General features: G+C 43.9%; 10 protein-coding genes. 4 read left to right on the forward strand and 6 right to left on the reverse strand.

Translation table 11 applies throughout. The annotated features are described in order from the left end of the window. Position 1: 1 nt before the first annotated feature. The 6 genes from queG to H571_RS0102425 form a co-directional block, all read right to left on the reverse strand. Positions 2–1,087, reverse strand: coding sequence for a tRNA epoxyqueuosine(34) reductase QueG (gene queG, locus H571_RS0102400; protein ID WP_027847911.1), 1,086 nt, complete (start codon positions 1,085–1,087; stop codon positions 2–4). A gap of 71 nt (positions 1,088–1,158) precedes the next feature. Next, positions 1,159–2,439, reverse strand: a complete 1,281-nt coding sequence (gene dctM, locus H571_RS0102405; protein WP_027847912.1) for a C4-dicarboxylate TRAP transporter large permease protein DctM — start codon at positions 2,437–2,439, stop codon at positions 1,159–1,161. Next, on the reverse strand, positions 2,439–3,080 hold the full coding sequence (locus H571_RS0102410) for a TRAP transporter small permease (RefSeq protein WP_027847913.1): 642 nt from the start codon (positions 3,078–3,080) through the stop codon (positions 2,439–2,441). Before H571_RS0102410 ends, dctM begins: the two co-directional genes overlap by 1 nt. Before the next feature lie 102 nt (positions 3,081–3,182). Then, positions 3,183–4,175: a TRAP transporter substrate-binding protein gene (locus tag H571_RS0102415; protein WP_027847914.1), complete on the reverse strand. Its 993-nt coding sequence runs from the start codon at positions 4,173–4,175 to the stop codon at positions 3,183–3,185. A 242-nt stretch (positions 4,176–4,417) separates the two neighbouring features. Continuing rightward, positions 4,418–5,797 (reverse strand): sigma-54-dependent transcriptional regulator, encoded by a 1,380-nt coding sequence (locus H571_RS0102420; RefSeq protein WP_027847915.1) that lies wholly within the window; start codon positions 5,795–5,797, stop codon positions 4,418–4,420. Beyond that, a complete protein-coding gene (locus H571_RS0102425) occupies positions 5,794–7,593 on the reverse strand; it encodes a sensor histidine kinase (RefSeq protein WP_027847916.1) in 1,800 nt (599 codons plus the stop codon). The genes H571_RS0102420 and H571_RS0102425 overlap by 4 nt, the downstream gene beginning before the upstream one ends. A gap of 156 nt (positions 7,594–7,749) precedes the next feature. Between H571_RS0102425 and H571_RS13930 the strand changes: the two genes are divergently transcribed. The 4 genes from H571_RS13930 to pbpC all read left to right on the forward strand — a co-directional run bounded on the left by H571_RS13930 (position 7,750) and on the right by pbpC (position 16,916). Beyond that, a complete protein-coding gene (locus H571_RS13930) occupies positions 7,750–8,010 on the forward strand; it encodes an AbrB/MazE/SpoVT family DNA-binding domain-containing protein (protein WP_027847917.1) in 261 nt (86 codons plus the stop codon). After that, on the forward strand, positions 8,010–8,375 hold the full coding sequence (locus H571_RS0102435; protein ID WP_027847918.1) for a type II toxin-antitoxin system PemK/MazF family toxin: 366 nt from the start codon (positions 8,010–8,012) through the stop codon (positions 8,373–8,375). The genes H571_RS13930 and H571_RS0102435 overlap by 1 nt, the downstream gene beginning before the upstream one ends. Before the next feature lie 409 nt (positions 8,376–8,784). Beyond that, positions 8,785–14,607 (forward strand): alpha-2-macroglobulin, encoded by a 5,823-nt coding sequence (locus tag H571_RS0102440; protein ID WP_027847919.1) that lies wholly within the window; start codon positions 8,785–8,787, stop codon positions 14,605–14,607. Beyond that, positions 14,604–16,916 (forward strand): penicillin-binding protein 1C, encoded by a 2,313-nt coding sequence (gene pbpC, locus H571_RS0102445; RefSeq protein WP_051168088.1) that lies wholly within the window; start codon positions 14,604–14,606, stop codon positions 16,914–16,916. The genes H571_RS0102440 and pbpC overlap by 4 nt, the downstream gene beginning before the upstream one ends. Positions 16,917–16,936 lie beyond the last annotated feature (20 nt).

Below are 16,936 nucleotides of genomic sequence, written 5' to 3' on the forward strand. Positions count from 1 at the left end.
TTTACTGGTGTCTAGCTAAGGCCCAAAGCACATGCTCTTGAACGATGGGATCGGGGTAGTCACGCTTAGCATTCAAGGCTTCTATTATAGCTAGACTAGTGGGTGCATTACCTAAGGCAACAGCAAGGTTGCGTAGCCAGCTGATATAGCCCGTACGGCGAATGGGTGAGCCTTGGGTGTTTTTCAAAAAAGTTGCTTCATCCCAATTAAATAAGTCGATTAAGTCGCTGCTAGCTAACTGGTGGCGTGGGTGAAAATCGGCTTCTTTAGTGGTGGGCGCAAAGCGTGTCCAAGGGCAAACCAACTGGCAATCATCACAACCATAAATACGGTTTCCCATTAAAGGTCTTAATTCTTCTGGAATACTGCCTTTTAGCTCGATAGTTAAATAGCTAATGCAGCGGCGTGCATCTAATACCCCATCAGCAACAAAAGCTTGGGTAGGACAGGCCACATGGCAGGCAGTGCAAGCACCGCAATGGTCTTTAGTAAAAGGCTCGTCTGCTGGTAGTGGCAAGCTAACGTAAAGTTCCCCCAAAAAGAACCAGCTACCTGCCTTGGGGGTAATTAACATGCAGTTCTTACCTATCCAGCCCAAACCGGCTTGCTGGGCAATGCCCCGTTCAAGTACCGGTGCTGAATCTGTAAAGGCACGGCTAGAAAACTCTGGAAAAGCGGCCTTTAATTCTGGCGTGTCTTCAATTGTCTGGTTAATTTGTTCAGCAAGTTTAGCAAGGCGCTTACGAATTAGTTTGTGATAATCACGCCCTAGCGCATAACGGCTAACATAAGCCTTGTTAGCAGAACCCAGTATTTTAATGGCTTGGGTTTCAGGCGGTAAATAATCTAAACGCACACTAATAATGGCTTGCGTGCCTGCTTCTAACAAGCTGGGGTCACGGCGTTTGTCTAGGTTATTAGCCATCCATTGCATATCACCATGCAAGCCAGCAGCTAACCATTTTTCTAAATAAGCAGGGTGTTCGCCTAAATCTATGCCGCTAATGCCACAGGCAGAAAAACCCAGCTCACGGGCTAGGTGCTTTATATCTTGGGCAAGGTTTTTTAACAGAGGTTGGCTAGGCATGGACGAATTATATACTTGCCTCCTCTTTACAGCCATTCATTCACCGGCTGTAAAGAGAAGCACAAGGCTAATTACATACCTAGTAGGTTAGGTAACCCCATTGAAATGCTTGGAATGTAAGTAACTAAAGCCAAGAAGCCAAGTAGCAACATGAGCCAAGGCATGGCTGCTCGAATAACTTCAGCTAAAGACATACCAGTAACGGCAGAGGTGACAAAGAGGTTTAGCCCCACGGGTGGCGTGATTAAACCTATTTCCATATTCACCACCATAATAATACCTAGGTGAATAGGGTCTACACCCAATTCAATAGCGATGGGGAAGAGAATGGGTGCAAGGATTAAAATAATTGCTGAAGGTTCCATAAAGGCACCGGCAATCAGTAGTACGATATTAACCACTAAAAGGAACATCCAAGGCTGTAAGCCTGCTTCTAACACCATGGCAGTAATTTGCTGAGGTATTTGTTCCGTTGTTAATACGTGAGCAAAGAGCATGGCGTTGGCAATAATAAACATCAGCATAATGCTTAGTTTTGCTGCTTCAAGCACTACCTTAGGTGCTTCTTTTATAGTCATGTCTTTGTAAACAAACAAGGCGATAAAAGCTGAGTAAACCGCTGCTACAGCTGCTGCTTCTGTAGGGGTGAACATACCTGAGTAGATACCACCCAGAATTATCACCATTAACAATAAACCCCAAGCCGCTTTACGAGCAGCGCTAAGCCACTGACGAGGTGTTGCTCTGGGTAGGGCGGGTAGGTTTTTCTTAACAGCGATAGCATAAATAGCTACCATTAAAACCAAACCCAGTAATAGGCCTGGTACAACCCCAGCCATAAATAATTTACCTACCGAGGTTTCGGTTGCCGCAGCATAAACAACCATAACGACTGAAGGTGGAATTAGAATGCCTAAAGTACCTGCGTTGGTTACTATGCCAGCTGCAAAGGGTTGTGGATAACCTGAGCGAACCATGCCAGCTATGGCAATAGAACCCACCGCAGCAACGGTAGCAGGGCTAGAACCAGAAAGCGCAGCAAAGAGCATACAAGCCATAACCGCACCTATGGCTAAACCACCACGAATATGCCCCACACTGGCGTTAGCAAAGTCAATTAAACGCCTTGCCACACCACCGGTGGTCATAAAAGAGCCAGCAAGTAGGAAGAAGGGGATGGCTAGTAGGGTGTAGTGTTCACTGGTTTCAAACAGTTTAATTGCTAAAGAGCGTACTGAATCTGGGCTGAAAAGCATAATGGTGACAGAGCCTGCTAAACCCAAAGAAACTGCAACAGGCACACCAATAAACATTAATGCAAAAAGTGCAACAAAGAGGAAAAGAATAGTCATTACAGGTGTTCCTCTTGCTTGCTAAGTTTCATCGCATCAGCAGCTTCATCAGCTAGGCCTAAACCAACTTGCTCATTACGCAAAATGCGTACAAAAATTTCTGCAAAACGTATAAAAACCAAGGTAAAACCTAGGGGCACAATCAAAGTGATATGCCACTGTTTAATACCAAACTGACCTAAATCATCAGCACCAATATTGACTTCAAACAAAGCACTCACCCAAGCATAGCTAGCCACGGTTATTAACCCGGCATAACCCAAGCTAATGACACAGGCAACCAGCGCTATGTATTTTTGGGTTTTTCTGGAAGCCAGCTTTACTAAAGCATCAATTCCAATATGACCGCCTACACGCACACCATAGGCAATACCAAAGAAAAGCAACCAAGCAAATAAAGCTTTAGTTAAGGCGTTACTCCAAGTCATGGCCTGGGCCATATCAAGAATAAAATCACCTATAGTAAAAAAGAACTCTGACAAGCCAGGTGAACCTTCTTCAAAGCGATCACCTAGGTTGTAAAAAAAAGTATAAAAGTTGTTTAAAATGACATAAACAAAGGTAACTAAGGTCATCGCTGTCAATAAAAAGACAACAAACCCCTCTTCAAAGCGATCCCAAATAAGGCGCAGTTTGTTCATAAAATATCTCCTGAAGAGGATGGCAGAATCTTAAGTTGTAGCACGGTTAATCTCGCTCAAAAAAATACCAGCAAGTCCCTCATGGACTTGCTGGTACTATTTTTACTGCTTATTAGCTGCTTCTGCGGCTTTAATGCGATCAGCACCAATCTGTGCTTCAAACTTTTTCCATACTGGCTTCATCGCTTTGCGCCATTTTTCACGCTCAGCTTTGGTTAGGTATAGAATTTTGGTTTTACCACTATCAAGAATGGTTTGCTTGTCGCGCTGGTTAATGCTTTCAGCATGCTTATTCACTTCAACCGTTACTTCTTCCATGATGGCTGTTAGTTCATTACGAATATCAGCAGGTAGGCCATTCCAAAACTCAGTGTTGGTAATAACCATGTAGTCTAGTAAACCGTGGTTAGACTCAGTAATGTGTGACTGCACTTCATGCATTTTCTGAGAGTAGATATTTGAGTAGGGGTTTTCAGCGCCATTAACTACGCCGGTTTGTAAACCTTGATAAACTTCAGAGAAGCTCATTTTACGTGGGTTAGCACGTAAGGCTTTGAATTGCTCATCGAGTACCGCAGAAGCTTGTACACGGAACTTCAAGCCACGTGCATCTCTTGGCTCGCGCAATTCTTTGTTAGCAGATAGCTGCTTAAGACCATTGTGCCAATAGCCTAAACCAGTAATGCCTTTGCTTTCCATCGACTTCAATAACTCTTGACCAACAGGACCTTTTTGGAAGCGGTCAACGGCATTGATGTCGTCAAATAGGAAGGGTAGGTCAAAAATTTGAATAGGCTTGGAGTAGTGTTCAAATTTAGCTAAAGAAGGTGCAATTAGCTGTACATCACCTAGCAGTAAAGCTTCCATTTCTTTACCGTCACCAAATAGTGATGAGTTAGGATAAACCTCAACACGCACTTGGCCTGGTAGGCGTTCTTCAGCTAGCTTTTTAAAAAGCAAAGCGCCCTGACCTTTAGGTGTGTGTTCTGCCACTACGTGAGAGAACTTAATAACAATAGGTTCAGCCGCTAGAGCTAAACCTGAAAGGGTAAGCGATGCAGCACAAACGAGTGCTTTAGTGGTCATTTTAAGCATTAAAATTTCCTCTTGCTGTAAGGAGTGCCGCGATGCGGCGCTTTTATTCTTGTAGGACAAGTATGCCCAAGTTGATGCAATCTTAGCCTATGCAGCTAGCGTGCCTAAATGGTGTTAATACAACTAAAGTAGCATAAGTTTGTGCTATTTGGGTAAGCAGACAAGTTTTTAAGGTGCTTTAGTTTTACAGCTAAGAGGCAGTTTATTTTATTGAATGTTTTTTTGGCGGATTTTCGCCAAAATTAGCTTTCACTTGGCGGGTTTTCGCCAACCTGTGTTGCGCTTAACCCATATTTGCGTAGTTTATCGTGCAGGGTTTTGCGAGGTAGTTGTAAGGCTTCTGCCACCTCACGCAAGGAAGAGTGTTGTTTAGCTAGTTCAGCAACAATTAAACTTCGTTCAAAGGCTTCGACTTGTTGTGCTAAGGGTAGGTCGCTTTGGTTAGAGTTATCTGCTGCTGGTATAGGGTTGATTGCTAAGTCTAAACCTAAAACCCAGCGCTCAGCTGCATTTTGCAGTTCACGAATATTGCCCGGCCATTCATGACTTAAAAGTTGGGCACGAGTGGCGGTATCTAAGCTCACTTCACCTAGCTTGTACCTTTGGCTTGCTGCTTCTGCAAAGTGTTGAAAAAGCGGTAAAATATCTTCAGTACGCTGACGTAAAGGTGGAAGGTTTATTTGCGCTACATTGAGGCGATAAAAAAGGTCAGCACGAAAGCGCCCTTCATCTGCCGCGGTTAATAGGTCTTCTTTAGTTGCGGCAATAATGCGTATATCTAAAGGAATTAGCTGGTTAGAACCAACACGCTCTAAAGCCCTTTCTTGTAGTAAACGTAAAAGCTTCACTTGTACGTCTAAACTCATGCTTTCTATTTCATCTAAAAAAACAGTGCCGCCATTGGCATGTTCAAACTTACCAATGCGACGTTTATTGGCACCGGTAAAGGCACCTGCTTCATGGCCAAAAAGCTCACTTTCAATGACCGACTCTGCCAAAGCACCAGTATTAATGGCAACAAAGGGTGCATTACTGCGAGACGACAAATCATGCAGTGCTCTGGCAACCACTTCTTTACCGCTACCTGTTTCACCAAGAATTAATACATCGGCTTGAATATTGGCTAAAGCTCGGACTTGTTCGCGTAAACGTTCTGCGCTAGCTGAGTGACCTAAGAGTCTTTCACCAAGCAATTTTTGCTCAGCAAGTGCAGAACGCAGTGCACGGTTTTCTATCACTAAACGCCTGACTTCTAAAGCACGGTGCACACTGTCTAACAACAAGTCGTTAGCAAAGGGTTTTTGTAGAAAATCATAAGCACCTTGCCGCATGGCTTGGACTGCTAGGGGGACATCACCCTGACCAGTAATAAGTAATACGGGTAGTTGTTTGTCTAGCTGTTGTGCTTGCTCTAAAAGCTCTAAACCGCTGATACCTGGCATACGAATATCTGTCACCAAAACACCTAGCCAATCGGTTGGTAAGGCCGCTAAAACTCCTTCAGCATTAGCAAAGGCTTGAACTTTTAAACCGGCTAAATCAAAGGTTTGGCTAAGTGCTGTTCGTAAATGACTGTCATCATCTAAGAGCACTAGCTGGGTGTCAGGACTAATTTGTATCATTTAAAGCTATCCTCACTCGAGTTCAGCAGGTTCGCCTCAGGAATTTGGCGTAAATAAAGGGTTACTAGGGCGCCGCCTTCAGGGTGGTTAGCTAAGACTAGGCGACCTTTTAAGGCTTGAGTTAGGCTGTGGCAAATAGCCAAGCCTAAACCTAAACCTTTAGCGCTGGTTTTGGTGGTGTAAAAAGGTTCGTAGGCTTGCTCTAGTGCTTCTTGGGTAAACCCTGCAGCATTATCTCTAAGTGTTAAAACGACCCAACCATCAGTAACTTGAGTAGTTAACCAAAGCTTGCGAGCTTGGTTACTTTCGCTTAAAGCATCAAAAGCATTGCTAACTAGGTTGCTTAAAATCTGTCTTAACCGAGTTTCTCCCGCTTCAACCCAAAGTGTGGCTTCAGGAATGCTGCGGAGTATTTCTATGCCTAAGTTAAGTTGGCGTTTTGCAACCAGGTTAAGCGTATCATCAATGGCAGGTTGCAAAGCAACATGCTCTGAAGCATGACGATCCCTTCGAGCAAAAGCACGCAGGTGTTCAATAATGGATGCCATACGCTCTGTGAGCGAACCGATTAAATTAAGGTTATTGGCTGTTTCTTCTAACCTTTGTTGATTAAGTAAAACCTTGGCATTATCAGTGTAACTACGAATGGCTGCTAAGGGTTGGTTGAGTTCATGGCTGATGCTAGCAGACATAATACCTAAGGCGGATAGCTTACCTGCTTGGACTAACTCATCCTGCGCTCTGACTAATTCTTGCTGGGCAGACTCACGCTCTAATACTTCTTGTTTTAAACGGCTATTAAGGGTTTGAAGGTCTTGAGTACGAGTGCGTACACTGGCTTCTAGCTCACGTTTGGCTTGGGTATCAAGGGCTATTCGCTCTAAGTAATGGTGCTTGCGTTGCATGATTAACCCAAGAATAAGCAATAAGGCTAATAAAGAAGCCGTTGCCACAGCCATAGCAGTATTGACTGGCTCATTTATTAAACGGCGTGGAGTAAAAATGCTCACCTGCCAGCCTATGGTGGGTAATAGCTGATTAAGTTTTAACCAATCTTGTGGCTTGGCAGTAAAGGGACTGGGGTTAATGGAGGTGTAGGGCTGGTGTTCAGCAATGCTTAGCTGTTCTTCAGGGTCGAGTTCACGAGTAGCTTTAAAGCGCCATTCTGGTTGTGAGGTGAGAATAACCACCCCGTTTTTATCAGTAACTAAAAGTTGTTCAGGCGTTTTACCCCAGAGTGTTTCGGTAAAATCTAAATCAACTTTAACAACGATTACGCCTTTTACCTGATCGCTAGAAAGCACCGCGCTACCAAAATAGTAGCCACGCTTAAAAGAAATATTACCTAAGCCAAAAAATTCACCTCGCCCATATTTTAAGGCATGACTAAAATATGGACGAAAGGCAAAACTGTTGCCTACAAAACTACGTTCTTCATCCCAGTTAGATGCAGCAAGTGTTAACCCATCGGTATTCATAAGGTAAATAACATCGGCACCGGTTTGCTGCTGAATGTTTTTAAGAAGTCTATTGGCAGTTTGTAGGCTCTTAGGGTGGGTCGGATTAAGCAAGGCTTGCTGTACACTAGGCAAGCGCCCTAAAATTTGTGGTAGCACTTCGTAACGCTGCAAAGTGCCTTGCAGGTTAGCAACAAATAAATCTAAGGTTTGTTCATTTTTTCGAGTTAGACCCTCAAGGTAGTAGCTTTCTACTAAACGGTGAATGGGCCAAAGTAATACGACTAATAAAAGACCTAGCCACACTAAGCTGCGCCAAGGCGCTTTTAAAAATGTCATGGTTACTCTCTAGTTTGCTAGAACAGCTAACCAGTAATTTTACCACAGGTGTACTAAGGTTTATTAGTAAGCGCTTCACTAAATAAAATAATTGACAGTTATCTTTAGCGACACTAAAGTAGATACAAGTGTATCTATTTTGGTGGGAGTCAGCTAATGCAAAGTGAAATTAAACGCTGGGGAAACAGTGCCGCAGTACGTCTTTCTACTAGAGTTTTAGCGCAAGCTAACCTTGATGTGTCCAGCCCAATAAGCATCAGAGTGAAGGCTGGCAAGATTGTGATTGAAGGTGTTAAGAAGGCTCCACGTAAAGTAAACCTACCTTTTTCTGAGGCTGATTTATTGAAAGGGTTGGATGCTCATAGCGCCCATGCAGATGAATTAGCTCACCTCTCTGCATCTGAGTTGGGTGAGTAATGGCACCGCAATACATTCCTGAACGTAACGATATTATCTGGCTAGACTTTGACCCAACAAAAGGCAAAGAAATTGGCAAGTATCGGCCAGCGTTAGTTCTTTCATCTAAACAATACAATAAGCAAACTGGCTTACTAATCTGCTGCCCTATCAGCACAAGCATTCGAGGTGCTGCAACAGAAGTTAGAGTAAAAAACCTTGATAAACCTTCAATTGTGGCAGCCAGCCTTATTCAAACACTCTCTTGGAAAGACCATAAAGCCAAACTCATTACCCAGGCAGAAGCGGGTGTAATGGATGACGTTTTGGTGCGCGTTATCCCCCTTATAGGGGCGGAAAGCGTAATTGAAAAGTTTGTTGATTAGTAGAAACTGGGCTAGGGTTTATTGTGTTAACGCAGCCCAGTCGAATCTAGCAGTTTTACCTGCCAATAAACTTCTTTTATAGCAGAAGGGTTGGTAATGCAGATAGGCCTAGTTTATTTTTTGTATCAGGAGACAATCGATGTGCATGTTTAATAATCCAGTCGGCTAGCTCTTCACCATCCATCACGTTAATAGTTTTACTGCTGTCATTTTTAGATTTCTCTATTGTTTTAGCGCTAACTTTTGCACTGGTGATAACCCAGTAATTAGTAGGGTCGTCTGGGTCAATATCTAAATCATTTAGTTGTTGAATCCAGGACTTGTATAGTATTTAAGCTATTGCTATAAATGCGCCCCAACAGTTTTGTATGAATCAATACTAACCAACTATAAAATAAGCGATTTTTTTATGGACAAAAAACCTGAAGCTGAAGTTACTGCCCCGCATACGCCAACCACTCCGCCCAAAAAGTTTTTCCTGTGGTCATTAATTTTATTCATTTTTAGTGCTTTAGCTTGGCTAGGCCGCGCCTTATTTGGCCGCTGGAATCCGCCTGTATGGTTAAGGTTAATTGGCAATATTTTTTCAGGTTATTGGGAATGGTTGTGTAAGCACAAACGTATTCGGGCACTGCATTTTTTAGCACCCTTAGGTTTTTATGCTTATGTAGTTGGGCAACCTTATTTAGTTGAATTTTTCACGCCTAAACCAGAACCAGCCTTAACCTATGTAGAACAACTGGAAGAAAAAATAGAACCAGTAAGCTTAAGCCTAAGTACGCCCAGCAACACCCCGCTAGGTAAATTTAGGCTGATATTTAATAAAGATGTTGCCCCTTTAGATGACGAAGCCAAAGCCGAACGCTTAAACGGTGTAAGTATTCAGCCTAAAATAGAAGGCCAGTGGTCTTGGTACAATAACAACAGCCTAGTTTTTACTCCTACGCAAAACTGGATACCCGGCGCTGAATATAAGGTTACTCTCGATAAACCCGTTTTATTGGGCGACTTAGCCTTGCATGGTTCCAATGTTAGAAGTTTTTCAATTCCTACCTTCAGAGTAACCAATACCCAAATTCAGTTTTATCAAGACCCAATAGATAACAATCAAAAAAAGGTAGTGGCTGAATACACCTTTTCTTACCCTGTAGACCCAGTTTTATTTGAACGCAGCCTTAAGCTTTCTGCCAACGCAGGTTTAGAATTTGCCGACCCTAAGGCCGCCGACTTTAATGTTACCTATTCCCAAAATGGCTACACCGCCTATGTGCACACCAAGCTAATTAACATTCCTAAGCTAGACAGAACGCTCCGCTTAGTTTTAGACAGCGAAGTAAAATCTACACTTGGTGGTAATAAACTCAGCAATAAAACTAGTCTTAGCCAAACTATTCCAGGGCGCGGTAAATTAAAAATTACTGATATAGATATTTTAGTAGTTGACGAAGGGGAAGAGCCGCAACAAGTTTTATCTATGTATATGAACTTCCCTGTGGCGGAACAAGAAATACGTAACAAAACTAAATTTTGGCTATTGCCCGAAGGTAAGCAAGAACTCAACGAAAAAAACCTTGCTGCCAGCCAACCCTTAAGAGTTGAAATTATTCCCGGTGAATTTGAAAACTCACAAAGACACAACTTTAAACTAGATATTCCTGCTAAGCGTTCTGTAGTTGTACAAGTAGAAGAAGGGCTTTTAGCCGTGGGCGGCTATGAAATGCTCGAAAAATATACGGGCAGGTCCTACTTTAATCAGTACGCTACCAAGCTAAGCTTTATTGCCGAAGGTAATTTACTTTCGATTCATGGCGATAAAAAAATTGCTATTTTATCGCGTGGTTTACAAGAATTTAACGTGCGTATAGCCCATGTTCTACCAGAGCAAGCGCATGTATTTATGCACCAAAACAACAGCTTACAACAAGATAGAGTTTACGATGAACTGCTAGATTCTTTAGTAGTACGTTTTAAACAAACCCACCAAGTAGTTGCCCCTAGCACTAAAAAAATGTCTATCACGCCTATAGATTTAGGCGCTTTGCTAGCCAAAGAAAACCTCAACAATGGCTTATTTATTGTAGATATAGAACAAGAAGGCCACCGTGATATACGCTTAATCAGCCTTACCGATACAGGCCTAATTGCTAAATATAGCGACACAGGCGCAGTAGATATTTTTGCCGCTTCAGTTAGCCAAGGCCAACCCTTAGCCAATGCACTCGTTGAATTACTTAGCGTAAACGGCAAAGCCTTAGTACGTACACGCACTAATAACCAAGGCCACGCGCAGTTTGATGCCAGCACCCTGAAAAAACTTTCAGGCCACAACGAAAAAGCTAAGCTGATGTATCGCATTACCAAAGGCCAAGATATAGCCTACCTACCCTATTGGTTAGCAAACCGCGAAGTAAATTTTTCTCGTTTTCCTGTTGGCGGCTTAAACCAACCTAATGCACAACAACTAAGCGCTTACGCCTTTAGTGACCGACGCTTATACCGCCCCGGCGAAGAAGCGCATTTAATGTTCATAGTTAAATCGGGCGACTGGAGCTTAGCAGCGACGCACAATTTTCCCTTACAGGTAGAAGTGTTCGACCCACGTGGCCGCGCAGTTTTAAAAGAAAGAGTACGTTTACACGCCACAGGTTTTAATTCTATAGACTTCGCTTTACCTGAAACCGCTTTAACAGGCGAATACATTTTTCAGGTAAAACAAATAATTGATGAAAAACATAACAACTACAAAGAACTAGGCAGCCATATTTTTAACGTGCGTGAATTTGAACCCGACCGCTTAAAAGTAACCGCTAGCTTAGTAGACCAAGCCTTAACTGGTTGGATAAAACCGCAAGACCTAATCGCCAAGGTAGATGTACAGCATTTATTTGGTGCTCCTGCCGAAGGCGCACGAGTTGAAGGCAGCCTAAACTTAGTGCCAGCGGCCTTAAACTTCCCCCAATTTAGGGAATATAAATTCCAGTCTTTAGCCAATAGTTTGCGCAGTTCTGTGTACCACAGCTTAAATATGCAAACTACAGATGCCGAAGGTAAAGCAACTTTTGACCTAGACCTAAACCAAATTAACCAAACCGCTTACACTGTACATTTAACCGCCCAAGCTTTTGAAAAAGATGCTGGCCGCGCCGTAAATGCTACCGCGCAGCAACTGGTATCTAACGCCGATTATTTAGTGGGTTATAAAATTGATGGCAACCTAAACCTGCAACATAACAGTAAACGCAACCTAAGCTTTTTAGCGTTGAACTCTAGGTTAGAACCACAAGCCGTAGAAGGTTTAAGCCTAGAACTTAGCGAAGTGCGTTATGTTTCTTCTTTAGCGCGCCAAGATAACGGCACTTATAAATATATTTCGCAAAAGCGTGAATATCCGCTTGAAAGCACAGAAGTCCAGCTTACGCCAACTGGTTACGACACCACTTTAAATAGCCAAAACCCCGGGCAATTTATTGTGCGTTTACGTGATGCTAAAGGGCAATTACTCAGCCAAATCAATTATTCCGTAGCAGGTACGGCCAACTTAACCCGTTCGTTAGAACGCAACGCCGAACTACAAGTAAAGCTAGATAAAAATTCTTATAACGCTGGCGAAAACATACAAGTAAACATTATTGCGCCCTATACAGGCACAGGTTTAATAACTATAGAACGTGATAAAGTCTATACCAGCCAATGGTTTAAAACGACGACCACTAGCTCGGTACATTCCCTAACTGTACCTGAAGGCCTAACGCATAATGCCTATGTGAATGTGCAGTTTTTCCGTTCTAGTACCGACACAGATATTTACTCTAGCCCGTTATCTTACGCGGTAGCGCCATTTAATTTAGGCCGCCAGCAAGTTAATTTAGCCGCCGAATTAAACACGCCTGAACTTATGCAGCCGGGTGAAGATTTAAACCTTAGCTTAACTACAGAAAGTTCTGCCCGTGTCGCTTTAGTTGCAGTTGATGAAGGTATTTTACAAGTTGCTAAGTTTGAACTGCCTAAACCTATCGACTTTTTCTTCCAGAAAATTCGTCTACAAGTGCGCACTTTACAAACGCTAGACTTAATTCTGCCCAACTTTGCGCAGGTTCTTGCCGCCGCCGCAGGTGGTGATGATTACGAAGCCGACAACGCTGATTTAATCGCCCAAAACCTGAACCCTTTCAAGAAAAAGCGCCAGCCAGCCGTAGTTTGGTGGTCGGGCTTACAAGACTTAGAAGCTGGTAAGCATGAATTAAGCTTCCCCGTGCCTAGTTACTTCAATGGTTCGTTACGTGTGTATGCCGTACTGGTGAGCCAAGAAAAAATGCAGGTTTTAGCCCAAGATGTAAAAGTGCAGGCCGACATAATTTTATCGCCCAACACGCCACCAGCCGTAGTACCGCAAGATGAAGTAAACCTAACTGTAGGTGTGTTTAATAACATTAAAGGTTCGGACGCAGCTAAGTTTACCGTTAACTTAGAACTGCCCGAAGGCGCACAAATTTTAGGCGAGCAGCAACAGTTTTTAACTCTGAACGAAGGTAAAGATGAGTCCGTTACCTTCCGCGTTAAATTTGCTACCGCACTTGGTGAACAAAAACTGGGCGCACAAACCATTAAATTTATCGCGCAAAGCGGCGAGCACCAAACCACTTACACCGAAAGCATTTCGGTAAGACCAGCTTCGCCTTATCGCACTACTTTGCATGCTGGCATGGTAAAACCGAAAAAAGACACGACTCTTAAAGGCTTAAGAACTATGCACCCTGAATATGCTAGTTCTGATGTAAGCGTGTGGGCGTCGCCGTTAATTTGGGCTACTGGCTTAACTAACTACCTAGACAGCTACCCACACTTATGTACCGAACAGCTTACTAGCCGTGCTTTGCCCGACTTAATTTTAGGCGATTACCCTCTGCTTAAAAGTGGCGGGCACATGAAGCTCGACAACATCACCGCCATTTTACGTAGTCGCCAAAATAATACGGGCGGTTTTGGGTTGTGGAATGCTTCGCCCGATACAGCTACCTACGCCACGCTCTACGCAGCGCAATTCTTGCTAGAAGCAAAAGACCGCCAGCACCCTATTCCGGAAGACTTACTGAATAACACGCTAAAGTTTGTAAAAAGCTATGCCAACCGCCAGCACAGCAGCCTAGCTGAATTACGCCAAGCGGCTTGGGCAATTTACTTGCTTGCACGTAATGGCGAAGTAATGAGCCGCGAGCTAATCAACCTACAAGCCGACCTAAATAAATATCTCCCCAAACAATGGCAACAAGATTTAACCGCCGCTTATATAGCTTCTAGCCTAGCCCTGCATCAGCAACAAGATTTAGGTTTGCCGCTAATGCAAAATTTAGGCTGGCAAGAAAAAGAACGTCGCCAAGTGGTGTATCAAGATAACCTGACCGAATTGGCTATCCACTTATATTTACAAACTAAGCACTTCCCTGAACTTACGCCCAAATTGCCTGAAGAAGTGCTGTACACCGCCAGCCGCGCAATTTCGACCCAAAACTACCATAGCCATTCTGCAGCTTGGCTAATTTTAGGTTTAGAAAGCTATCACCAGCAGGCTACACAAAGCAGCTTCGCTACTGAACTTAGCTATACGCAAAGCGCCAGCAAAGATGCCATTCAGTTAGCCCCCGCCGCTAACCCTGAAGAACAAGGCACGCTGATTCCAGATACAGCTACCACGCTAAGCATTCATAACCTAGGTACTAGCCCAGTATTCTATTCTGCCTACCAAGCTGGTTTTGATGCCCAACCCGAACCAGCCGCACAACGCGGCTTAGAAATAAACCGTGCTTACTTAGGTTTAGATGGCAAACCCTTAACTACAATTAAAGTTGGCGATGAATTTTTAGTACGCATTCAAGTAAAAGCTTTACTCGATATTGCAGACCAAGAACTAGCCATAGTCGATTTACTCCCCGGCGGCTTTGAACCCATGCCGAATGTGCGTACCGAAGCAGAAAGCGCCTCCGCTTATACTTCACCACTGCTGCATAGCATTAAAGGGCCGTGGAGCTTATCTTTCGACAACCTTAGAGACGATCGTATGCTAATTTACGGCTGGCTCAGAAATAACAATACCGCTGAACTTACCTACAAAGTGCGGGCAATTAACTCAGGAACCTTTGTAGTGCCGCCTATTTTAGTTAGCGCTATGTATGAACCGAGCCTGCAAGCTATTACCGCGCCGAGCCAGTTAGTTATTCAACCAGCCGATAAATGAAACCAACAGCCGTATTAGTGCGTTTAAGTGCAGCCTTAGTTGGGCTGCTACTTATCGCGCTAGTAATTTGGCCTTTAGGTAAGCTCTGGCCTAGCCCGCCTTTACAGTCTTTATTTCCCAATTCGCAATTAGTTTTAGCCGCCGACGGTAGCCTACTGCGCCTTACCACTGCCGCCGATGAGCAATACCGCGCTTGGGTGCCGCTTAGCGCCATCAATAATAATTTGGTTGAAGCTATGTTGGCGCAAGAAGACCGCTGGTTTTACTACCACCTAGGCGTTAACCCAGTCAGCTTAGTGCGTGGCGCTTTCGCTACTTATACAGGCGGAGCACGCCAAGGCGGTTCTACTTTAAGCATGCAGTTAGTGCGCCTACTTAACCGCACTTCTACCCGCACGCCTTGGGCTAAGACTAAACAGATAGCGCAAACCTTATGGTTAGAATGGCGTTACAGTAAAACTGAAATTTTAGAAGCCTATTTAAATTTCGCGCCTTTTGGTGGCAACATTCAAGGCGTTGAAGCCGCCGCTTGGTTGTATTTCAATAAACCAGCCAGCCAAATTTCTACTTTAGAAGCCACAATTTTAGCCGTTACACCCCAACAACCTAACTTGCGCCCACGCCATGCCGCTTCTACCCATGCAGCGGTTGTGCGCTTATTAACACGCTGGCAAGCCCAAGCACCAGAACGGCAAGATTTAAACATTCACCCAGTGGCGCAAGCTTATTTTCCTAAACCAGTATTTTTAGCGCCCCACGCCGTAGATTATTTGCTCGCCTTACAACCGCATAACCCCAAAATACTTAGCACTTTAGAACCCAACTTACAGTTTTTTTTAGAACAACAATTACAACTTAATCAACCCAGTTTGCAGCGTTATGGCATTCAAAATGCTGCGGCTGTGTTAGTGCACTGGCCAAGCCAAAGCCTAGTCGCAATGGTTGGCTCGCTAGACTATTTTAATAAAGCAAATTCAGGGCAAGTAAATGGCACGCTAGCAAAACGCTCACCGGGTTCAACTTTAAAACCCTTAGTTTATGCCGCAGCTTTAGACCAAGGGTTAATTCACCCCTTAAGCATTTTAAAAGACACCCCACAAAACTTTGGCAATTACCTGCCCGAAAATTTTGATGGCGGTTTTGCTGGGCCTATTTCTGCAACCTTGGCGTTAAATAGAAGCCGTAATATTCCCGTTGTCGCCTTGGCCGAAGCTTTAAACCCCGAACAAGACTTATATTCCCTCTTAAAAAGTACCCAAGTACAGCCCTTAGCCAGCCGCAATCACTATGGTTTATCTTTAGTTTTAGGCGGCGCAGAAATTTCTATGTTAGAGCTAGCACGGCTCTATAGCTTATTGGCTAATCAAGGCATAGACACGCCCTTACGCTTTACTAAGCCTGCAACGCATACACTTAACAAAACCTTACTAAGCCCTGCCGCCAGCTACCTAACCCTAGATATGCTGGCACAAAACCCAGCGCCAAATATAAGCCCACAAGCTTTACAGCACCCTTGGTTTACCGCTTGGAAAACAGGTACAAGCTGGAGCTTGCGCGATGCTTGGACAGCAGGCGTAGTTGGTTCTTATGTATTAATAGTTTGGGCAGGCAATTTTGACGGTTCTAGCAACCAAGATTTAGTCGGCATAAAAACCGCTGCGCCCTTGTGGTGGCGTATCGCCGATGGTTTGCCGCGCATAACCGCACAACCAGAACAGCTACGCCCTGTGCCATCTAATTTACAAAAAGTAGACTTCTGCGCCGCTTCAGGAGACTTGCCCAATAGCCTTTGCCCTAAGGTAGAACAAGGCTGGTTTATTACTGGTGTGTCGCCCATAAAAGTTAGTCAGCTACACCAAAAAGTATGGGTGAATAAAAAGACTGGTTTAGCCGTATGCCCGCCCTACACACACCAACACGAACAAAGAGTGTATGAGTTTTGGCCGTCAGATTTAGCGAGCATGTTTCAACAAGCTGGCTTAAATAACCTAGCTCCGCCAAGTATTGATTGCTCAACGAAGCTAAGTATTCAAGAAGCCAATAAACCACAAATTTTACTGCCTTACGCCAATATAAATTTTATGTTGAATGCGAAAGGTGTAGGGGTGGAAAACAAGTTAGCCTTACAGGCCGCCGCCGAAGCGCGGGTTAAAACACTTTATTGGCAGGCCGATAATCAGCTTTTAGGCACTAGCAAACCTAATAGAGTTTTGTACTGGCAGCCCACCACACTAGGCCGCAAACTAATTACTGTTACCGACGACCAAGGGCGCAGCGCCAGCCGCTGGATAACTATAGATGAGCTATAACAAGAATTTACGAGGTTCCA

Origin of the sequence: Marinospirillum minutulum DSM 6287, from assembly GCF_000422325.1 — a bacterium.
GTDB lineage: Bacteria > Pseudomonadota > Gammaproteobacteria > Pseudomonadales > Halomonadaceae > Marinospirillum > Marinospirillum minutulum.